This window comes from Kitasatospora griseola (genome assembly GCF_014648555.1).
GTDB classification, from domain to species: Bacteria; Actinomycetota; Actinomycetes; order Streptomycetales; family Streptomycetaceae; genus Kitasatospora; species Kitasatospora griseola.
Genome location: NZ_BMRI01000004.1, coordinates 292,490 through 313,479, shown reverse-complemented (window position 1 = coordinate 313,479; position 20,990 = coordinate 292,490). Strand labels below are relative to the sequence as shown.

17 protein-coding genes and 1 tRNA gene are annotated in these 20,990 nt (G+C 71.3%); 6 read left to right on the top strand and 12 right to left on the bottom strand.

Translation table 11 applies throughout. From position 1 onward, the window contains the following. Nucleotides 1-28 precede the first annotated feature (28 nt). A complete protein-coding gene (locus IEZ12_RS07455; protein ID WP_189271322.1) occupies nucleotides 29-1,486 on the top strand; it encodes an aldehyde dehydrogenase family protein in 1,458 nt (485 codons plus the stop codon). Nucleotides 1,487-1,561: 75 nt separating this feature from the next. On the opposite strand, the gene IEZ12_RS07450 is transcribed toward IEZ12_RS07455, so the two are convergent. The 3 genes from IEZ12_RS07450 to IEZ12_RS07440 form a co-directional block, all read right to left on the bottom strand. After that, nucleotides 1,562-2,068 (bottom strand): GNAT family N-acetyltransferase, encoded by a 507-nt coding sequence (locus IEZ12_RS07450; protein ID WP_189271321.1) that lies wholly within the window; start codon nucleotides 2,066-2,068, stop codon nucleotides 1,562-1,564. 9 nt (nucleotides 2,069-2,077) lie between these two features. Beyond that, nucleotides 2,078-2,971 carry a hypothetical protein gene (locus tag IEZ12_RS07445; protein ID WP_189271320.1) on the bottom strand — a complete coding sequence of 298 codons (894 nt, stop codon included), beginning with the start codon at nucleotides 2,969-2,971 and terminating at the stop codon, nucleotides 2,078-2,080. Between the two features lie 126 nt (nucleotides 2,972-3,097). Beyond that, nucleotides 3,098-4,933: a bifunctional metallophosphatase/5'-nucleotidase gene (locus IEZ12_RS07440; RefSeq protein ID WP_189271319.1), complete on the bottom strand. Its 1,836-nt coding sequence runs from the start codon at nucleotides 4,931-4,933 to the stop codon at nucleotides 3,098-3,100. A 350-nt stretch (nucleotides 4,934-5,283) separates the two neighbouring features. Here IEZ12_RS07440 and pyk point away from each other — a divergent pair, with 350 nt between their 5' ends. Next, a complete protein-coding gene (pyk, locus tag IEZ12_RS07435) occupies nucleotides 5,284-6,711 on the top strand; it encodes a pyruvate kinase (RefSeq protein ID WP_100586964.1) in 1,428 nt (475 codons plus the stop codon). A gap of 41 nt (nucleotides 6,712-6,752) precedes the next feature. On the opposite strand, the gene IEZ12_RS07430 is transcribed toward pyk, so the two are convergent. Continuing rightward, complete coding sequence (locus IEZ12_RS07430; RefSeq protein WP_189271318.1) at nucleotides 6,753-7,679, bottom strand: NADP-dependent oxidoreductase; 927 nt, start codon at nucleotides 7,677-7,679, stop codon at nucleotides 6,753-6,755. A 221-nt stretch (nucleotides 7,680-7,900) separates the two neighbouring features. Between IEZ12_RS07430 and IEZ12_RS07425 the strand changes: the two genes are divergently transcribed. Continuing rightward, entirely contained in the window at nucleotides 7,901-9,136 is a 1,236-nt protein-coding gene (locus IEZ12_RS07425) for a chymotrypsin family serine protease (protein WP_189271317.1), read from the top strand. 80 nt (nucleotides 9,137-9,216) lie between these two features. Then, on the top strand, nucleotides 9,217-10,536 hold the full coding sequence (locus tag IEZ12_RS40360) for a helix-turn-helix transcriptional regulator (RefSeq protein WP_189271316.1): 1,320 nt from the start codon (nucleotides 9,217-9,219) through the stop codon (nucleotides 10,534-10,536). A 106-nt stretch (nucleotides 10,537-10,642) separates the two neighbouring features. Here IEZ12_RS40360 and IEZ12_RS07415 read toward each other — a convergent pair. After that, nucleotides 10,643-10,716 (bottom strand) — tRNA-Leu (locus IEZ12_RS07415). 68 nt (nucleotides 10,717-10,784) lie between these two features. Here IEZ12_RS07415 and IEZ12_RS07410 point away from each other — a divergent pair. Continuing rightward, nucleotides 10,785-11,468, top strand: a complete 684-nt coding sequence (locus IEZ12_RS07410; RefSeq protein WP_043913385.1) for an ANTAR domain-containing response regulator — start codon at nucleotides 10,785-10,787, stop codon at nucleotides 11,466-11,468. A 67-nt stretch (nucleotides 11,469-11,535) separates the two neighbouring features. Here the strand turns inward: IEZ12_RS07410 and IEZ12_RS07405 are convergent, their stop codons facing one another. The 7 genes from IEZ12_RS07405 to IEZ12_RS07375 all read right to left on the bottom strand — a co-directional run bounded on the left by IEZ12_RS07405 (nucleotide 11,536) and on the right by IEZ12_RS07375 (nucleotide 18,795). Next, entirely contained in the window at nucleotides 11,536-12,252 is a 717-nt protein-coding gene (locus IEZ12_RS07405; protein WP_189271315.1) for an ABC transporter ATP-binding protein, read from the bottom strand. Further along, nucleotides 12,249-13,076, bottom strand: a complete 828-nt coding sequence (locus IEZ12_RS07400; RefSeq protein WP_043916262.1) for an ABC transporter ATP-binding protein — start codon at nucleotides 13,074-13,076, stop codon at nucleotides 12,249-12,251. The genes IEZ12_RS07405 and IEZ12_RS07400 overlap by 4 nt, the downstream gene beginning before the upstream one ends. Nucleotides 13,077-13,081: 5 nt before the next feature. Then, nucleotides 13,082-15,046, bottom strand: a complete 1,965-nt coding sequence (locus IEZ12_RS07395; protein WP_189271314.1) for a branched-chain amino acid ABC transporter permease — start codon at nucleotides 15,044-15,046, stop codon at nucleotides 13,082-13,084. A gap of 4 nt (nucleotides 15,047-15,050) precedes the next feature. Then, nucleotides 15,051-15,980 (bottom strand): branched-chain amino acid ABC transporter permease, encoded by a 930-nt coding sequence (locus IEZ12_RS07390; protein WP_043913379.1) that lies wholly within the window; start codon nucleotides 15,978-15,980, stop codon nucleotides 15,051-15,053. Nucleotides 15,981-16,067: 87 nt separating this feature from the next. After that, the gene (locus IEZ12_RS07385) at nucleotides 16,068-17,297 is read right to left on the bottom strand and encodes a branched-chain amino acid ABC transporter substrate-binding protein (protein WP_189271313.1); all 1,230 of its coding nucleotides are present in this window, start codon (nucleotides 17,295-17,297) and stop codon (nucleotides 16,068-16,070) included. A 288-nt stretch (nucleotides 17,298-17,585) separates the two neighbouring features. Continuing rightward, nucleotides 17,586-18,245: a Tat pathway signal sequence domain protein gene (locus IEZ12_RS07380; protein WP_189271312.1), complete on the bottom strand. Its 660-nt coding sequence runs from the start codon at nucleotides 18,243-18,245 to the stop codon at nucleotides 17,586-17,588. A 97-nt stretch (nucleotides 18,246-18,342) separates the two neighbouring features. Further along, nucleotides 18,343-18,795, bottom strand: a complete 453-nt coding sequence (locus IEZ12_RS07375; protein WP_043913376.1) for a PaaI family thioesterase — start codon at nucleotides 18,793-18,795, stop codon at nucleotides 18,343-18,345. Between the two features lie 201 nt (nucleotides 18,796-18,996). Here IEZ12_RS07375 and polA point away from each other — a divergent pair. After that, the coding region (gene polA / locus IEZ12_RS07370; RefSeq protein WP_229847333.1) for a DNA polymerase I at nucleotides 18,997-20,990 on the top strand (1,994 nt) is incomplete at its 3' end.

Genomic DNA, 20,990 nt, shown 5'->3' with positions numbered 1-20,990 from the left:
GGTGATCGTCAGCACCGAAAGGGATCCGATGTCCTTGATCGCGGAACTCGCCCAGCAGTACATCGACGGCCAGTGGCGGCCGGGAACCGGCTCCTGGGACATCGTGGACCTCGATCCCTTCAGCGGGGAGAAGCTGGCCTCCTTCACCGTGGCCACCGCCGAGGAGATCGACCAGGCCTATCGCGCCGCCGAGCGGGCCCAGCCCGCCTGGGCCGCCGCCAGCGCGTACGACCGCCGACTGGTGTTCGAACGGGCGCTGCAGGTGGTGGAGGCCCGCGAGGCCGAGATCCTCGACGTGCTGACCGTCGAGCTCGGCGGCACCCTGATGAAGTCCGCGTTCGAACTCTCGCTGGTCAAGGACATGCTGCGGGAGTCGATGTCGCTGGCGCTGAGCGCCGAGGGCCGGATCCTGCCCTCGCCGGTGCCCGGCAAGGAGAACCGCCTCTACCGGCTTCCGGTCGGCGTGGTCGGCGTGATCAGCCCGTTCAACGCCCCGATCTTCCTGTCGCTGAAGGCCGTCGCGCCCGCGCTCGCCCTCGGCAACGCGGTCGTCCTCAAGCCCCACCAGGACGCGCCGGTGGCCGGCGGCACCCTGATCGCCAAGATCTTCGAGGAGGCCGGGCTGCCCGCCGGCCTGCTCAACGTCGTCCTCACCGACATCGCCGAGATCGGCGACGCGTTCATCGAGCACCCCGTGCCCAAGGTGATCGCCTTCACCGGCTCCGACACCGTCGGCCGGCACGTCGCCACCGTCGCCGCGAGCCACCTCAAGCGGACCGTCCTCGAACTCGGCGGCAACAGCGCCCTCGTGGTGCTCGACGACGCCGACGTCGACTACGCGGTGGACGCCGCCGTGGCCAGCCGCTTCGTCCACCAGGGCCAGATCTGCATGGCCGCCAACCGGATCCTGGTCGACCGCAGCCTGTTCGCCGAGTTCAGCGAGAAGTTCACCGCGAAGGTCGCCTCGCTGCGGGCCGGCGACCCCGGCGACCCGGAGACCCAGCTCGGCCCCCTGATCAACACCGCCCAGGCCGAATCCGTCACCGCCGAGGTCGACCAGGCGATAGCCGCCGGCGCCCGTCCGCTGCTGCACGGCGCCACCGTCGGCACCCTGGTGAAGCCCACCGTCCTCACCGACATCCCGGTCGGCGCCCCGATCCTGCACCGCGAGATCTTCGGCCCCGTCGCCCTGCTGATCCCCTTCGACGACGAGGACGAGGCCGTCCGGATCACCAACGACACGCCTTTCGGCCTGTCCGGGGCCGTCCACACCGCGAACATCGAACGCGGCGTGCGGTTCGCCCAGCGCATCGACACCGGCATGATGCACGTCAACGACGGCACCATCGCCGACGAACCGATCGTGCCGTTCGGCGGCCAGAAGAACTCCGGCCTCGGCCGCCTCAACGGCGAGAGCAGCGTGGACGCGTTCACCACCGTCAAGTGGATCTCGATCCAGCACGGGCGCTCGCGCTTCCCCTTCTGAGGGAGAGCGGTCGGGCGCGAAGACCGGGGCGCGTGCGCCTGTCGCGCTCGGCTTCCCGGCGCCCCTTGTCGTCCTCTACTGGCCGAGCCGGAAGGCTTCCAGCTCCGTGCCGTACCAGCGGTCGGTGCGGCCGAGCGGGGTCATGCCCAGGCGGTGGCAGACCGCCGCCGAGCGGGTGTTGTCCGGGCGGACGAGGGCGTACAGCTCTGTCAGGCCGTCGGCGAGAGCGCGGTCGCGGACCGCGGTCGCGGCCTCCGTCGCGTAGCCGTGGCCCCAACTGTCCGGGTGGAAGTGCCAGCCGATCTCGATCTCGCCGGCGCCGTCCGGGATCGGGATCAGCAGCAGCGTCCCGGCGATCACGCCGGTCTCACGGACCTCGACCGCCCAGACGCCGTAGCGGCCGTCGGGCGTGCAGCGGGAGCCGAAGCGGGCGATCAGGTCGTCCGCCTCGGCGGGCTCGGCGAGGGCGCGGGGCTCGGCACCGAGCCAACGGGCCACCTCCCAGCGGGAGTAGAGGTCGAAGGCGCGGTCGCGGTCGGCGGGTTCCCAGGGGCGCAGGGTGAGGCGCTCGGTGGTCGGCATGCGGTCAGGCTACTGCGACGCCGGGATCTGCGGGCGGCCGTCGGCGAGGCCGAGGACGGCGCGGGCGCCGAGCGGGCGGGAGAGGCGGAACTCGACCGGGGTGGAGAGCAGGGCGTCGTTGCAGGGGCGGCCGGACTCGGCCGGGGTGGTGCGGCCGATCAGGACGACGGCCCGGTCGGTCTCGTGGACCTCGCCGGGCCGGACAGTGTCGCAACTGCCGTGCGGGACGAAGGCGGTGAGCACCAGACCGTCCGCGGAGACCGAGTGCAGCGTGGTGGCGCCGGTGACGGGGGCGGGCGCGGTGGGGGCCGGGGCCTGGGAGAGCACGGCGGGGTAGCGGAACGGCCGGTCGTAGCCGGTGACGGTGAACTCCCAGACCGGGATGACGGCTTGGCCCCGGCTGGTGGCCACGGCGGTGGTGCCGGGCCGGACGGCGGTGACGGTCAGCCGGGTGTCGCAGTCGGCGGCGCAGGCGCTGCGGCGCTGGGTCAGTGAGTCGAAGACGGTCTTCGCGGAGCGCTGCGGCAGGGCCAGTCGGGAGCCGTCCGCGAACGTCACCTCGGTGGTGCCGGAGACGGAAACCGGCAGGGTGGTCGCCAGGTCGAGGTGGCCGGCCAGGTAGGCGGCCTTGTCCGCGCCGTTGTGGAACGCCCCCTCGGGCAGCCATTCGGTGGTGTCCTGGAGAGGGAAGTAGCCGTGCTCCCAGGCCTGTTGGGCCGCCGATCCGGGCCAGGCGGCCGTCACCTCGGAGGCCCGCCGGGCGGCCTCGCCGGTGGCGGTGCGCACCTCCGGTCCGGCCGTGATCAGGCTCGGCCCGATCGCCGAGCTCTTCGGAGCCGTGCTGCTCGCGCACCCGCCGAGCAGCAGAACCAGCGCCGCCGCCACCGCAATCCGTCCACGCATCTCCGTGATCCCCCTCGAAGTCCGTTCACAGGACGCGAGTTGGACGGGGCAGCCGGCGATCCGGTTCCGCGGGAAACGGCCGGGGCCGTCCGGACGCGGTCCGAACGGCCCTGGTGCGAGCGGGAGTTAGAAGACCGGCACGCCGGCCCGGACCAGGCGCCAGCCGGACTGGCCGTAGAAGTCGGCCGGGTCGATGACGCCCTTGGCCTTCACCCAGGCGATCATGGTGTTGCGGATCTCGTCGGAGTTCGCCCACAGCTGCTGCGACTTGGCGACGTGCGGGAAGTTGCCGCCGCCGTTGGCACGGTAGTTGTTGACGGCGAGCACGAACTGCGCGGTCGGGTCGACCGGCTTGCCCTGGTACGACAGGTTGACGATGCGGCTGCCGACCGGCTGCGCGATGTCGATGTCGTAGCTGACGCCGTAGAGGGAGTCGTAGTTGTAGTCGGGCGTGTTGTTGGCCTGGTTGGTGAGGGTGTCCAGGTTGATCGGCGCACCCGGGGCGACCTGGGCGTAGTACTTGGCGGAGTACTCCAGGTAGTCCTTGATCTGGGCGCCCGTCAGCAGGCGGGCCTCCAGCGTGTTCTCGTAGATGTACAGGCCGGCCGCGTCGCGCAGCTTGACCTGGCCGGACGGGATGACCGCGGTGCGGTTGAACGGCGCGGCCTGGGCCACCACCGGCAGGTTCGCGTACTGGCCGCCGGCCAGCGCGGTGCGGACGGCGTCGGCCTGGACGCGGCCGATCAGGTCGATGATCGGGGTGTCCTTGAACCGGGACTCGGCGATGGAGAGGGTCTCCTTGCAGGTGCCGATGACCTGGTTGACGTAGGCGACGACCTTCTTGTGCTGGGCGTCCACCAGCTTGACGATCTTCGGGTCCTCGGCGACCGTGTTGGAGTTCAGCAGGCGCGAGGTGACGCCGGTGACGGTCCACTGGCCGCGGGCGAACTCGACCTCGAAGTCGAAGCAGGTCAGCCGCTCGCCCCAGCACAGCGGCTCGGACAGCACGACGTTCTTGCCGGTCTGGGTGTTGACCACGATCCGCTGCGCGATCTCCTTGTGGGCGTGGCCCACCAGCACCGCGTCGATGCCGGGAACGGTGGCGGCCATCGCGGCGCCCGCGTTCTCCGCGTAGGGCAGTTGGTCGCCCCAGGAGGACGGGTCGTCGACGCCGGTGTGCGCGGAGACCACGACCACGTCGGCGCCGGCGGCGCGCAGCTTCGGCACCCACTTGGCGGCGACCTCGGGGATGCCCGGGAAGGTCAGTTGGCCCTGGACGTTGGCCTTGTCCCAGATCGCGATGCCGGGGTTGGTCAGGCCGAGGATGCCGACCCGGATCGGACGGCCGTGGCCGAGGTGCAGCTCGCGGATCACGTACGGCGGGAAGGCTGGCTTCTCGTTCTTGGCGTTCAGCGCGTTGGCGCCGAGCAGCGGGAAGTCCAGCTGGTCCTGGTAGGCGCGCAGCAGCGGGATGCCGTAGTTGAACTCGTGGTTGCCGAGCGCGGCGGCGTCGTAGCCGATGGCGTTCATCGCGGCGGCCATCGGGTGGACCGGGGCCTTCTTGCCGGTGATCGGCTCGACCCGGGCGTAGTAGTAGGACAGCTGGGTGCCCTGGATGGTGTCGCCGGCGTCGATCAGCAGGGTGCGGCCGTGGCCCTTCTCGGCACGGACCTGCTCGACCAGGGTGGAGATCTTGGCCAGGCCGACGTCGTTGTGGCTCTTGTCGTCGAACTCGGAGTCGGTGAAGTACTCCCAGTTGAAGACGTGGCCGTGCAGGTCGGTGGTGCCCATCACGGTGAAGCTCGCCTTGAACGGGACGGGGCCCCGGCCGCGGGACTCGCCCTGGTTCTGGTCCGCCGCGGCGGCGGGGGTGGCCGTGGCGGCGGTCAGGCCGCCGGCGAGGGCGGCCCCGGCCGCGGTGGCGGCGGAGCGGGTGACGAAGTCACGGCGGTTCAGGGCCATCGAGGTCTCCAAGTCGAGCAGTACGGGCCGTCGGGCGGCATCGGCGACAGGGCAGCTGACACCCCGCCACCTGCCGTGACGCGCGTAGAAAAACGCGTGTGGCAGTCTGCCGTCTTCTGGCCTCCGGTACCAGCCCCGAGAGCTGTCCAACAGGTGAGATCTGGGCAACTCTCCCGTGACACCGGCCCGCCGGGCCGCACACCAGTGCGTCAACCGGAGTCGATCGTGCTCACCCCGTACGCCACCGTTGCGACTGTGTCGGTCCGTTCATCAAATCTTTCGCCAACTGCCATGGGACGACTGGCCGGAAGCGTGCTGTTACGGCCGGGTAATACCTAGGCTTCTGAGGTATGCGCCGAGCAAAAATCGTTTGTACTCTCGGGCCTGCCGCGGACTCGTACGACCAGATCAAGGCCCTGGTCGACGCCGGCATGGACATCGCCCGACTGAACCTCAGCCACGGCTCCCACGCGGAGCACGAGGATCGTTACCACCGGGTCCGCAAGGCCTCGGACGAGTCGGGCCGCAGCGTCGGGGTGCTCGCCGACCTGCAGGGCCCGAAGATCCGGCTGAGCACCTTCGCCGACGGCCCCGTGCTGCTGGAACGCGGGGACGAGTTCACCATCACCACCGAGGACGTCCCGGGCGACCGGGAGATCTGCGGCACCACCTACCAGGGCCTGGCCGCCGACGTGTCGCGCGGTGAACGGATCCTGGTCGACGACGGCCGGGTCTGCCTGGAGGTCACCCACGTCGAGGGCCCCCGGGTGCACTGCATCGTCATCGAAGGGGGCCTGGTCTCCGACCACAAGGGCCTCAACCTGCCCGGAGTCGCCGTCTCCGTGCCCGCGCTCTCCGACAAGGACGTCGAAGACCTGCGCTGGGCCCTGCGGACCGGCGCCGACCTGATCGCGCTGTCGTTCGTGCGCAGCGCCAAGGACGTCGAGGGGGTGCACCGGATCATGGCGGAGGAGGGCCGTCGGATCCCGGTCATCGCCAAGATCGAGAAGCCGCAGGCGGTGGAGAACCTGGACTCCATCGTGGACGCCTTCGACGGCCTGATGGTCGCCCGCGGCGACCTGGGCGTCGAACTCCCGCTGGAGCAGGTGCCGATCGTCCAGAAGCGGGCGATCAAGCTGGCCAAGCGGAACGCCAAGCCGGTGATCGTCGCCACCCAGATGCTGGACTCGATGATCAACGCCTCCCGGCCGACCCGCGCCGAGGCGTCCGACGTCGCCAACGCGGTGCTCGACGGCACCGACGCGGTGATGCTGTCCGGCGAGACCTCGGTCGGCAAGTACCCGGTGGAGACGGTCCGGACGATGGCCCGGATCGTCGAGGCCGCCGAGACCGACATCCTGGCCGGCGGGCTGCCGCCGCTCACCGAGAAGAGCAAGCCCCGCACCCAGGGCGGAGCGGTGGCCCGGGCCGCCGCCGAGATCGGCGACTTCCTGGACGCCAAGTACCTGATCGCGTTCACCCAGAGCGGCGACACCGCCCGCCGGCTGACCCGCTACCGCTCGCCGATCCCGGTCCTGGCGTTCACCTACGAGCCCGCCGTGCGCAGCCAACTGGCGCTCACCTGGGGCGTGGAGACCTTCCTCGGCCCGTTCGTCACCACCACCGACGAGATGGTCGCCCAGGTCGACGCCCAACTGCTGAGCCTCGGCCGCTGCAAGCGCGGCGACATCGTGGTGATCACCGCGGGCTCCCCGCCCGGGCTGGCCGGCTCCACCAACCTGGTGCGCGTGCACCACGTCGGCGAGCTGGACAACTGACGGACGCGAGGGCCGCCCGGCACCGGGCGGCCCTTCGCCCGTCACACCGTCAGGACGATCTTGCCGCGCAGGTGGCCGTGCTCGCTGAGTCGGTGCGCCTCGGCGGCCTCCGCCAGCGGCAGCACCCGGTGGATCGGCAGCACCAGCGTGCCCGCCTCGTGCAGCGCCAGCACCGCCGCGTACGCGCCCGGGTGGTACGGCTCGGCCTCGGCGCCGCCGGTGAAGCGGACGCCGTACTGCTGGCCCGCCAGCGGCGAGGTGATCGTCAGCACCCGGTCTGCGCTGCCGGTCAGCTCGATCGACACCGCCAGCTCGTCGGCCTTCCCGGAGGCGTCCAGCGCTCGGTCCACCCCGCCCGGGGCGGCCGCCCGCACCCGCTCCGCCAGGCCCTCGCCGTACGCCACCGGGATCGCGCCCAGCTCCCGCAGGTAGGCGTGGTTGGCCTCGCTCGCGGTGCCCACCACCGTGATGCCGCGCGCCCGGGCGAACTGCAGCAGCAGTGTGCCGACCCCGCCCGCCGCGCCGTGCACCAGCAGGGTCTCGCCCGGCCGCACGCCCAGCACCCCGAGCACCCGCTCCGCGGTCTCCGCCGCCGTCGGGATCGCCGCCGCCTCCTCCCAGCTCAGCCCGGACGGCTTGGCCGCCAGCAACTCGACGTCCACCAGGGCGTGTTCGGCGTAGCCGCCGCCCATCACCGCGCCGAACACCTGGTCGCCGACGGCGAACTCGGCGACCTCCGCGCCGACCGCCTCCACCGTGCCCGCCACCTCGTAACCCGGCACCGAGGGGAAGACGACCGGGAAGAACCCGTCCAGCGCGCCGCTGCGCAGCTTGTGGTCCAGCGGGTTGACGCCCACCGCGCGGACCGCGACCCGCACCTGGCGGGGCCCCGGCTCGGGCAGCTCCAGGTCGATCGGGCCCAGCACGTCCGGGTCGCCGTAGTGCGCGAAAGCAATGGCCTTGGTCATGGCAATGTCCTTGGATTCACGGGGAGTTGCTTCGTTCCGACGGGTTCCATCCTGCGCCCCGGGCGGCGGCCGCCCGGCCGGTCTTTCGGACGGTTCCACCTGGCCGAAAAGCCAGGACGGCCGGACCCGGACCGCCGCGCTGGGTTTGCCGGGGCATTCGACCGTCCCTAGGGTCGCTCGCAGTACGTGTTCGAACTCGGGGAGTGATCGATGGAGATCCGATGACGAAATTCGCATGGCGCCCCCTCGCGTTCGCCGCGGCGCTGGCCGCCCTGCCGCTGTCCTCGGCGATCGCCGTGGAGAAGGCCCCCGAGCCGCTGTCCGCCGACGTGGTGGCCGCCATGACGCCGGAGGAGCAGGGCCGGGTGCTGGAACCGCTGCGGGTGGTGGCGGACGCCGCGTCCCGAGCCGGCCGCGGCACCCAGGCGGACGTGTACACCCAGGTCGAGATGGCCCCCGACTACCGGTCCGTCAACGTCTACCTCACCGACCCGGACCGGGCCCCCGCCTTCCTGGACGCCGTGCGCAAGGCCAACCCGCAGGCCCGGACGGAGCTGCTGACGGTGCGGAGGAGCGCCAAGCCGCGGCAGGAGCTCCGGAAGGAGATCACAGCCCTGATGGCCCGCAAGGACCTGCCGTTCGCCATCAACAAGGCGTCGAGCACGGTCGACGGCAGCGCGATCGACCTCGGCGTGGACGACCCGAAGGCCGCTCAGGAGTACTTCGCCAGGCCCGAGGTCGCGCAGGCCCAGCTCGCCGCCGGGGCCACCCCCGTCCGCGTCCGCCGATCACCCGCCGCGACGCCGCTGAGCCGGTGGAACGACACCCCGCCGTTCTACGCGGCGGCCGCGCTCGGACCCATCGATGGCTCACGGGCCCACTGCACCAGCGGCATCCCGGGCGTCAGCACCGCCGACGGACGCCAATGGCTCGTCACCGCGGGCCACTGCTACAACCTCGGCGACACCGTCTGGGCGGCGGGCGGCAACCGCGTCGGCGTGGTCCAGGCCAAGATCGCCGATCTCGACGCGGGCTTCATCGAGACCCCGACGGCCCCCTTCACCTGGGACGGCCTCGACCAGCAGGGGTACGTCCGCCGCCTCAACGGCGTGCGCGACGTGGCGGTGGGGGACTTCGTCTGCCAGCTCGGCTACAGCTCCAAGGTGGTCTGCAACATCCGGACGACCAACGCCGGCGACGCCAGCTGGCCCACCGCCGGCGTCACCGTCTTCGGCAGCGAAGGCGTCCCGCAGAACGGCGGAGTCGTCGCGCGCGGCGGCGACAGCGGCGGACCGGTGATCACCATCAACGACCCGGACTCCCGCCAGCTGAACGGGATGGTCGTCGACGGGTTCGACTGCACGTTCACCACCGGGGAGGCGGTCTGCACCCGCGCGGTCGCCTGGGTGGACGTGCTGACCGTCTTCGACCGGTTCGCCCTCAGGCTCGCGGACTGACCCGCGGCCCGCCTTTCGGACAGGTCGACCCGGCCGAAAGGCCAGGGTCGGCACCCGCGGCCCGAACTAGGCTGGCGGGTATGGACGAGACCGCCCCCTGGGCCCGCCCGCAGGACGCGCTGGCCCGCGCCGTCGAGGTGTTGCGCGAACCCCGGCCCGGCCTGCTGCCGAAGCTGTCCGAGGTGCTCGAACCGCTGGTCCCGCACCTGGCGGCGGCGCAGCTCAGCGGCGTCTGCGCGTACTCCCCGGCGAACACGGTCGGGCCGTCGGAGCTGACGGAGGCCTTCGGCAGCCTGGTGATCTCCCGGCTCGGCGAGCGCGCGCTGGCCGAGGCCGGGCCCGGCCGGCCCTGGCAGGGGGAGGCCGAACTCGCCGGAGCGGAGCGGCCGCTGGTGGTGGTCACCACCACGCCGGGGGCCGGGAAGGGCGCCGTGCTGGTGCTGATCCGGCCGGACGGGGCGCCGCTGACGACGGACGTGCTGGAGATCCTGCAACAGCTGTGGGACCTGGTGGTCACCCACTCCGACCACCGCGCCACCGACGCCGCCCCCGCGCAGGCCGCCGTCTCCCGGGTCTCCGCGAACGCCCGCGCCTGGGCGATCGCCAAGTCCACCGGCACCCACAGCGCCGCGCTGACCGCCATCCTCGCCCCGCTGCGCTCCGCCGACCTGGACGACGCCGCCGCCCGCCGCGCGGCCACCGAACTCGCCGTCACCGCCCTGCTCGACCTGCGCCGCTCCGCGGACCTGGACCGCGTCCTCAGCGAGGAGCCCGCCGACGCCGCGTTCGCCCGACTGGCCCGCGAACTGCGGCCGCTGCTGCGCCACACCCGGGTCCGCCTCGACGTTGCGCCCCCGGCCGACGGCGCCCGCTCCGTCCCCGCCGACCTGGCGCACACCGCGAGGGACGCCGTCCGGGCCGCCGTGCTGGTGATGCTGGACCAGGAGAAGCCCGGGCGGCTGCATGTCAGTTGGCAGTTCACCGCCGATTCGGTGCTGCGCGCGGTGGTGCGCGGCGACGGCCTCGGCGCGCTGGCGGCCGACGCGCTGGGCGTGCACCGCACCGCGGAGCGGATCGCCGCGCTGGGCGGGCGCAGCACGGTCGAGGCGGTGCCCGGCTGGGGCGCCACCATCACCGTGGACCTGCCCCTCGCGCTGCCCGAACCCGCTTCGGTCGGCGACCCCCTGGACGGTCTCCAGCCGCGCGAACGGGAGGTGCTGGACCAGCTGGCCCGGGGCCGCCGCAACCGGGACATCGCCGCCGCGCTGCACATCAGCGAGTCCACGGTGAAGTTCCACGTCGCCAACATCCTGGCCAAGCTCGGCGTCGCCTCCCGGGGCGAGGCGGCGGCCCTCGCCCACCGGGCCGGCCCGTCCGCCGGACTGCACCTGGCGTCCTGATCCGGATCCCCCGGCAGCCGGGCGGGGAAACGATTCGCGCCGCCGTGGTGATGGTCACCGCGGCGGCGCGCAGCCAAGGTCGGCGACCTTGGAATTGAAGAGAAAGTGCCCCGAGTGGGATTCGAACCCACACCGGACGGTGTTTGAGACCGTTGCCTCTGCCGATTGGGCTATCGGGGCCCAGCGGTTCGAAGGTCAAACCCCCCACCGTGGTGAACCAAACATACCGCGTCTGGGTAGGCTCGTGCATGCAGCACCCCGCCGGACCGAGGAGCCCCGTGAGCACCGCCGACGAGCAGCCCCAGCCGCTTGAGACCGACTCGCCCCAGATCACCCGAATCGTCATCGCCGAGGACGAGGCACTGATTCGCCTCGACCTCAAGGAGATGCTGGAGGAGGAGGGCTACACCGTCGTCGGTGAGGCCGGTGACGGCGAGACCGCGGTACGGCTGGTCGAGGAGCTCAAGCCCGACCTGGCCATCCTGGACGTCAAGATGCCGGTGCTGGACGGCCTGTCCGCCGCCGAGCGGATCCACGAGCAGCACCTCGCCCCGGTGCTGATGCTCACCGCGTTCTCGCAGCGCGAACTGGTCGACCGGGCCCGCGACGCCGGTGCGATGGCCTACATCGTCAAGCCGTTCAGCAAGAGCGACCTGGTGCCCGCGATCGAGATGGCGGTCTCCCGCTACACCGAGATGCGCACCCTGGAGCAGGAGATCGCGGATCTCTCGCAGCGCCTGGAGACCCGCAAGCTGGTCGACCGGGCGAAGAGCGTGCTGCAGACCAAGTTCGGGCTGAACGAGCCCGCCGCGTTCCGCTGGATCCAGAAGACCTCGATGGACCGCCGGATGACCATGGCCGCCGTCGCCGAGGCCGTGATCGAGGAGGGCGCCGCCCAGGACCGCAAGAAGGCCGAGGCGGCCGAGGGCTGACCGCCCCCGAGCGCACGAGTGCCCCCGTCGGACTTCCGACGGGGGCACTCGCCGTACTGACGGTCCGTCAGTCCTCGCCCAGGTACGCGCGGCGCACCGTGTCGTCGCGCAGCAGCTCCGCGCCCGTGCCGGAGAGGGTGATCTCGCCGGTCGTCATCACGTACGCGCGGTCCGAGAGCGAGAGCGCGGCCTGCGCGTTCTGCTCCACCAGCAGGATGGTGGTGCCCGAGGCGCGCAGCTCCACCACGGTCGCCATGATCTTCTGCATCATCAGCGGCGACAGGCCCATCGAGGGCTCGTCCAGCAGCAGCAGCTTCGGGTTGGACATCAGGGCCCGGCCCATCGCCAGCATCTGCTGCTCGCCGCCGGACAGCGTGCCCGCGGCCTGCTTCCGGCGCTCGTCGAGGATCGGGAACAGCGAGCAGGCCCGCTCGATGTCCCGCGCGATGCCTGCCTGGTCGCGTCGCAGGAACGCGCCCAGCAGCAGGTTCTCCTCGATGGTCATCCGCGGGAAGATGTGCCGGCCCTCGGGGGAGTGGGCCAGGCCCAGCGCGACGATCTTGTGCGCGGGCACCGTGTCGATCGGCTCGCCCTCGAACAGGATCCGGCCCGCGGTCGGCCGGAGCAGGCCGGACACGGTGCGCAGGGTGGTGGTCTTGCCCGCGCCGTTGGTGCCGATCAGGGTGGTGACCTCGCCCTGTTCGACGGTGAAGCTGATGCCCTTGACGGCCTCGATCTTGCCGTAGGCGACGCGAAGGTCCTCGACCTCCAGCAGAGCGGTCACTGGTCGGCCTCCGTAGCGGTGGTGGTTCCTTCGAGCGGCTCGCCCAGGTAGGCGGTGACCACCCGCTCGTCGTTCTGGACGGTCTCCCGGTCGCCCTCGACGATCTTCTGGCCCTGCACCAGCACCGCGGTGCGGTCGCACAGGTTGAAGATGAACTTCATGTCGTGCTCGATCACCAGCACCGCGATCCCGAGGTCCCGGATCGCGAACACCAGTTCCTCGGCGGACCGGGTCTCCTGCGGGTTCATGCCGGCGGTCGGCTCGTCCAGCAGCAGCAGGCCCGGCTCGGAGGCCAGCGCCCGGGCGATCTCCAGCTTGCGCTGCTCGCCGTAGGGCAGGTTGCGGGCCAGGTGGTCGGCCTTCCCGGACAGGCCGCAGAACTCCAGCAGCTCCATGGCCCGTGCACGGCTCTCGGCCTCGGCCCGCCGGTACCCCGGGCCGCGGAGGATCGCCGAGAACAGGCCCTCCTCGGTGCGGGTGTGCCGGCCCACCAGGACGTTCTCCAGCACCGTCATGTTGGAGAACAGCCGGATGTTCTGGAAGGTCCGGGCGATGCCGGCCTGGGTGACCAGGTGCGGCTTGGGCGGCAGCACCTGGCCCTTGTACCTGACGACGCCCGAGGTCGGGACGTACAGCCCGGTCAGGCAGTTGAAGAAGGTGGTCTTGCCGGCGCCGTTCGGGCCGATCAGACCGACGATCTCGCCCTGCCGGACCGTCAGGTTGACCTGGTTGACGGCGGTCAGGCCGCCGAAGCGCATCACCACGTCGGTGGCTTCCAGGACCGTCTCGGCGAGCGGTGCGGCGGGCGCGGTGTCGGTGGTCATGGTGCTCACGCCCCTGCCTTCGAGAGTGCGTCATCGGTCGGGCCGCCCTGCGCGGGCAGCTCGGCCTCGTGGAACTCCAACTTCCGGCGGCGGTTGGCGATCAGCCCCTCGGGGCGGAAGCGCATCAGCAGGATCAGCGCGACGCCGAACGCCAGCAGTTGGTAGGACTGCAGGAACTGGAGCTTCGCCGGGATCAGGAACAGCAGCGCCGCGCCGACCAGCGGTCCGCTGATGGTGCCCATGCCGCCGAGGATCACCGCGGCCAGCAGGAACGCCGAGTTCGGCGGGACCGGCCCGGCGAACTGGTACTGGTCGGGGGAGACCGCGCCCGCCACGTGCGCCTGCACCGCGCCGGCCAGGCCGGCCAGGGTGGCGCCCAGCGCGAAGGCGATCAGCTTCACCCGGAAGCCGTTGATGCCCATCGCCTCGGCCGCCGTCTCGTCCTCGCGGATCGCCACCCAGGCGCGGCCGATCCGGGAGTTGGCGACCCGGCCGAACACCACCACGACGATCGCGGTGACCACCAGCATCAGCAGCAGGTAGTTGCCGAACTTGCCGAGCTGGACGAAGCCGAAGTCGTGCGGCCGGCCGAAGTCGAAGCCGAACAGGTTGACGTCGGGGATCGCCGCGACGCCGTTCGGGCCGTTGGTCAGGCTCGGGCCGGAGCGGCCGTCCAGGTTGTTCATGGCGATCCGGAAGATCTCACCGAAGCCGAGCGTGACGATCGCCAGGTAGTCGCCGCGCAGCCGCAGCGTCGGGGCGCCGATCACCACGCCGAACACCAGCGCGGCCAGCGCGCCGATCAGCACCGCGAGCGGGAACGGCAGGTGCAGGCCGCGGAACACCGAGTACGGCGAGCCGGAGACCAGCGCGGCCGCGTACGCGCCGACGCCGAGGAAGGCGACGTAGCCGAGGTCCAGCAGACCGGCCAGGCCGACCACCACGTTCAGGCCGAGCGCCACCGTGGCGAAGATCAGGATGTTCGCCCCGATCAGCACGTACGTCTCGCTGCTCTGGGTGAACGGGAACGCGCCCGCGGCGGCGAACGCCGCGCCGGTGGTCACCGCGCGGTGGCGGGTGGTCAGTTCGCTCAGCCGGGCGACCGTGCCGCCGGCCAGCAGCGCGGCGGTGGCGAAGACCGCGAGCAGCAGGAAGCCGATGAACAGCTCGCCGTACTCGGTGGAGATGCCGAACTCGACCACGCCCAGGCCGAGCGCGAACACCGCGGTGATCACCAGGATCTCCGCCCAGGACGGCAGTGCGCGGGCGGCGGGCAGCGGGCGTTCGATCCGGCCGATCCGCAGCCAGGCGTCCAGCAGCTGCCAGAGCCGGAAGCCGAGGATCACGACCGGCACGGCGACGAAGAACCACAGGTTCTCGGTGAAGAGCGGCCGGACGCCGGGCGGGACGGCGTTCAGCGCCCAGCCCTGGCCGAAGCCGACCCGCAGCACCACCGCGACACCGGCGACCAGGTACCACCACGGGGCGAAGGGGGTCTGCTTGACGGTGCGGCGGCGGTCCAGCGGCAGGCCGAGCGCGCCGACCACGGCGAGCAACGAGCCGACCGCGGCGACCCAGCCGCCCGGGTCGAGGTTGACCAGGCCGTCCAGCTGGACGGTGATCGCGATCACCGAGTACCAGCACACCGCGAGGGTGCCGAGGGCGGCGAACAGCACGCCGTTGTGGCTGCCGGACGGGCTCAGCCAGCGCAGGCCCTTCAGCCCGTGCGCGGCGAGCGCCAGCAGCGCGGTCAGCAGGCCGCCGACCAGCGCCGGCCACTGCAGGCCGGCCGGGGAGCCGTAGTAGGTGAGGTCGCCCGGGAACTGGTCGGTCCAGGTCCAGGACATCGCCGCGGACGCGGCGGCCAGCACCCCGCCGGCCACCGCCGCGGCGAGCGCCGCGGTGCCGGGAAGCCGGAGAACGGGCGTGGTCTCGTGCGAGGCCGCGAATTTCTGGGACGAAGTGGTCATCTGCTCACGCCCGATCCGCGACGCGCTCGCCGAGCAGGCCCTGTGGCCTCACCAGCAGCACGACGATCAGCAGGACGAACGCCCACACGTTGGCCCAGGCGCCGCCGCCGAGCTGGTGCATGCCGGGGACGTTCTGGATGTACGCGGTGGCCAGCGATTCGGCGACGCCGAGGACCAGCCCGCCGAGCATCGCGCCGTAGATGTTGCCGATGCCGCCCAGGACGGCGGCGGTGAAGGCCTTCAGACCGGCCAGGAAGCCCATCATGAAGTCGACCTGGCCGTACCTCAGGCCGTGCGCCACGGCCGCGACCGCGGCGAAGGCCGCGCCCAGCGCGAAGGCGATCACGATGATCCGGTCGGTGTTGATGCCCATCAGCTTCGCGGTGTCCGGGTCCTGCGCGGTGGCCTGCATGGCCCGGCCGGTGCGGGTGAAGCGCACGAACGAGGCCAGGATCAGCATGCACAGCGGTGCGGCGGCCAGCAGGAACAGGTCGTTGCGCTGGAGGTGGAACAGGCCGAGGTCGACGGTGTCACCCGCGAACTGCGGGAAGGAGATGGCCTTCTTGGCTCCCGGGTAGAACGCCCAGACCACCTGCTGCAGCGCGATGGACAGGCCGATCGCGGTGATCAGCGGGGCCAGCCGGGGCGCGGTCCGCAGCGGGCGGTAGGCGAACCGTTCGGCCGCGGTGGCGGTGAGCACGGAGGCGATCACGCCGCCCAGGATCATGACCGGCAGGGCCAGCCAGAGCGAAGTGCCGTGCGGCAGCGCGGCGTAGGCGGTCAGGGCTCCGAAGCCGCCGATCATGAAGATCTCGCCATGGGCGAAGTTGATGAGTTGGACGATGCCGTAGACCATCGTGTACCCGATGGCGATCAGGCCGTACATCAGGCCGAGCATCAGTCCGTTGGCCAGGTTTTGCGGCAGTTCGTGCACCGCGGGCCTCCGTGGATAGGGGGGTATGAGGAGGCGGGGGGCACTTGTGGCGCCCCCCGCCGGACATCGGCTGGTGCAGGTGCGGGATCAGCCGTTGTAGGTACCGCTCTTGACCGCCTTCCACTCGCCGCCCTTGACGCTGTAGACGGTGAGCTGCTTGTTCGTGGTGTCGCCGTACTGGTCGAAGGAGACCTGGCCGGTGACGCCGGAGAAGTTCACCTTGGCCATCTCGGCCAGCACCTTGGTGCGCAGGTCGCTCGGCACCTTGCCGCCGTTGTGCTCCACCGCGGCCTTGACGGCCTCGATGATCGACCACGCGGCGTCGTACGAGTAGCCGCCGTACGCGGAGTACGCGTCCTTGTAGCCGGCCGCGGTGTAGTCGGCGACGAAGGTCTTGGCGGAGGACAGCTCCTCCACCGGGGCGCCGACCGAGGTGGCCAGGTCGCCGTCGCTGTTGTTGTTGGAGAGCTTGATGAACTCGGGGTCGTAGATGCCGTCGCCGCCCATCACCGGGACCTTCGCGCCGGCCTTCTTGATCTGGTCGGTGAGCGGGCCGGCCTCCGGGTACTCGCCGCCGTAGTACACCGAGTCGGCGCCCGAGGAGGCGACCTTGGTGGCGACCGCGGAGAAGTCCTTGTCGTCCGGGTTGATGTGGTCGGAGCCGGCCACGGTGCCGCCGAGCTTCTTGAACTCCTCCTGGAAGATGGCCGCCAGGCCCGCGCCGTAGGTCTTCTTGTCGTCGATGACGTAGACCTTGGTCTTCTTCGCCTCGTTGAACAGGTACTGGGCGGCGTACTTGCCCTGCACCACGTCGGTGGTGGCGGTGCGGAAGTACGAGGCGTACGGGCGGGTGAACTTGCTGCTGCCCCAGTCCGGGCCGAGCGACAGCTCGGGGCTGGTGTTGGCCGGGGAGACCTGGGTCAGCTTGGCGTCGTTGAAGACCTTCTGCATGGTCTGCGAGACGCTGGAGTTCAGCGGGCCGACCACGCCGACGACGTCCTTCATGTCGACCAGGGCGGTGGCGTTCTGCTTGCCGGAGGTCGGGTTGGCCTGGTCGTCCTTGGCCTCGATGGAGAAGGTGACGCCCGGAACCAGGTTGTCCTTGTTGGCCTTCTTGGTGGCCAGGTCGGCCGAGTTCTTGATGCCCAGGCCCAGCGCGGACAGCTTGCCGCTGATCGGGGCGTCCACGCCGATGACCACCTTGGTGGTGCCGCCCGCGTTGTCCGAGCCGGTCTTGGCACCGCGCGAGCCGCAGGCCGAGAGGGTGAGCGCTCCGGTAACTGCAATGGTCACGACAAGAAGTGAGCTCTTTCGCACGACGGGGGTCTCCTTCTGGACGGAAGACACGCGCACAGGGCTGGCGGTGCCGGAACGCGTCGACCGGGCCCGAAAATCGGACGGGCGGTGACTGGGCGTGACTCTAGACCGCGTGTGGCGGTGCGGTCAGTGGGGCGGGTGAGGCTGTGATTCTCTTGTTATGACCACGCCGGAAGTTGATCTCAGTGCGTGGGAGAAAACCGCAGGTGGAGCCCGCTGTTCCGGGCTCCGGCCGGTGGCGCGGGCGGTCGGGGCGCCCAACTCCCCAGGCAGGGTTGGAAGATCCGCTTATCGGACAGGTTTGTCCGAGCTGCTCGGGCTGGTCGTGGGTGTTCGATTATCGGGAGTGTCGCAGGTCGCGTGCAGTGCCGCGGAGAGGTCCCGGGCGTAGGAATCGCCCAGAATCTGACTTGTCGTCTCCAATGCGCGCGTGTTACGCAGCGTGACATCGAGGAAGGGCAGGCCGGCGTCCGCCGGGGCCGCCGAGCAGTCCGTCACCTTCAGGCCGACCCGCAGCGACACCGTCTGCCCCGGCGGCACCGTCTGCGGCAGCCATCCCCCCACCACCACCGACAGTCCGCGGTAGCCCTGGCTCACCCCCAGGACGTCCACCGGGCCGGGGCCGGCGTTGTGCACCGTCAGGGACAGTGCGAACGACTCCTGCCCGACCGGCAGCCTGCCGCCGTACTGGAACCGGGTGGACTGCGAGGGGAACGGCAGCTCCGGCGGCGGCGAGTTGGCCGCGGCCGCCGTGCGCTCCATCGCGTGACGCGCCGTCAGGAACAGCGCCAGCGCCAGCAGTAGCAGGACCAGGACCGCCTTCAGGCGTCTGCTCAGCAGCCGCGGCGGTTCGTCGACGTACAGTCGGAGCGGCGTCCAGGTGCCCTCGCCCGGCTCCACCGGGCCGAGAAACCCCTTCGGCTCGCCCGGCGGCGGTTCTGCGGACATGGCGGCGCCCCCTCGTCCAGCCGAGAATTCCCGTGCCGGGAAACGGCCAAACCCAGGGGGCGCGTGGGGAGTTGAGGCTTTTTGCGGCCTCGCGGCGCTACAGGTCGCGCAGCATGCAGGTCAGTCGGCAGCTGGTGATCCGGCGGCCGGTGTCGTCCGTCACCGCGATCTCGTAGGTCGCCGCGGTGCGGCCCTTGAACACCGCCGTCGCCACGCCCGTCACCAGGCCGGAGGTGGCCGAGCGGTGGTGGGTGGCGTTCAGGTCCACGCCCACGGCGTAGCGGCCCGGGCCGGCGTGCAGCATCGCGCCGATCGACCCCAGCGTCTCGGCCAGCGCGGCCGACGCCCCGCCGTGCAGGAGTCCGTACGGCTGCTGGTTGCCCTCCACCGGCATGGTGCCCACCACCCGGTCCGGGGAGGCCTCGACGATGGTGATGCCCAGCTTCTCGCCCAGCAGGCCACCCGAGAAGGTCTCCGGGTTCACCCCCAGCTTCGCGAAGTGGTCCAGCACGTCCTGGGGCACGTTCAGTACGGGCGCCGCGTCGGTCATGGTGCTCCTGTTCGGGGTTCACTTCGTTGTGCGCGTCGATCGTACGACTGTCTACCCGTCGGTAGGGAGGTGCTCCGCGCCGCGCCGGGAGATGTCGGCCCCGGGCCATAGGATCGGGGACGGCAGTGCAACCGGGCAGGAACGGGATGTGACGTGGCGACACAGGGTGCAGGCAAGAGTGCGGCCGGGCGGCCCCGGCTGATGCTGCTGGACGGGCATTCGATGGCCTACCGGGCCTTCTTCGCCCTGCCGGTGGAGAACTTCTCCACCACCACCGGCCAGCACACCAACGCGGTGTACGGCTTCACCTCGATGCTGGTCAACACCGTCCGGGACGAGGCGCCCACCCACCTCGCGGTCGCCTTCGACATCTCCCGGCAGACCTTCCGCGCCGCCGAGTTCCCCGAGTACAAGGCCAACCGCGCCAAGACTCCCGACGAGTTCCGCAGCCAGATCCCGCTGATCGGCGAACTCCTCGACGCGATGCGGATCCCCCGGCTCACCGCCGAGGGCTTCGAGGCCGACGACATCATCGCCACCCTCGCCACCGCCGCCGCGGCCGAGGGCTTCGAGGTGCTCATCGTCACCGGCGACCGGGATTCGCTCCAGCTGGTCAACGAACACGTCACCGTGCTCTACCCCACCAAGGGCGTCTCGGAGTTGACGCGCTACACCCCGGAGAAGGTCGCCGAGAAGTACGGCGTGCGCCCCGACCAGTACCCGGACCTCGCGGCGCTGCGCGGCGACCCGTCCGACAACCTGCCCGGCATCCCCGGCGTCGGCGAGAAGACCGCCGCGAAGTGGGTCAACCAGTTCGGCTCCTTCGAGGAACTGGTCGAGCGGGCCGACGAGGTCAAGGGCAAGATCGGCGAGAAGCTGCGCGAGCACCTCGACTCCGTCAAGCGCAACCGGGTCCTCACCGAGCTCGTCAGGGACGTCGAACTCCCGCTCGGCGTCCCCCAGTTGGAGCGCACGCCGTTCGACCGGGAGGAAATCGCCCGGCTGATGGAGGCGCTGGAGTTCCGCAACCCCAACTTCCGCGACCGGGTGGCCGGCATCGACCCGGCCGGCGCCGAGAGCGCCGCCGCCGCCGACATCCCCACCGGCCCCGCCGTCGAGGGCGACCTGCTCACCGTCCCCGGTGCGCTCGCCGCCTGGCTGGAGGAGCACACCGGCAAGGGCGAGCGCACCGCGATCGCCGCCGACTACGAGTGGGCCCTCGGCTCCGGCCAGGTCAAGCAGGTCGCGCTCGCCACCGGCACCGCCGCCGCCTGGTTCGACCCCGCCGCCCTGGAGGAGGACGACGACCGGGCGTTCACCGCCTGGCTCGCCGACCCCGCGCGCCCCAAGGCCCTGCACGTCGCCAAGCAGGTCGTGCGCGCCTTCGCCGAGCAGGGCTGGCAGTTCGCCGGCGTCAGCGCCGACACCGCGCTCGCCGCCTACCTGGAGAAGCCCGGCCGCCGCACCTTCACCCTCGACGTCCTCGCCGAGGAGTACCTGTCCCGCTCGCTGGCCCCCGCCGCCCAGGCCGAGACCGGCCAGCTCAGCTTCGACGCCGACGAGCCCGACCCGACGGCCGGCGCCCAGGCCCAGATGACCGAGGCCCGCGCCGTCCACGACCTCGCCGAGCTCTTCGACACCCGGCTCGCCGAGGTCGGCGCCGACAAGCTGTTCCACGACATGGAACTGCCCATCGCCGCGCTGCTCGCCCGGATGGAGCGCTACGGCATCGCCGCCGACCGCGGCTGGCTGCAGGGCCTGGAGGCCCAGTTCGCCGCCGAGATCCAGCGCTGCGTCGAGGAGGCGCACGCCGCCGCCGGGCGCGAGTTCAACCTCGGCTCGCCCAAGCAGCTCCAGGAGATCCTGTTCGGCGACCTCAACCTGCCCAAGACCAAGAAGATCAAGACCGGCTACACCACCGACGCCGACGCCCTCACCTGGCTCGCCACCCAGACCGACAACGAACTGCCGGTCATCCTGCTCCGCCACCGCGACCAGGCCAAGCTGCGCACCACCGTCGAGGGCCTGCTCAAGACGGTCTCCCCGCAGGGCCGCATCCACACCACCTTCAACCAGATGGTCGCCGCCACCGGCCGGCTCTCGTCCCAGGACCCGAACCTGCAGAACATCCCGGTCCGCACCGAGGAGGGCCGCGCCATCCGCCGCGCCTTCGTGGTCGGCGAGGGCTACGAGTC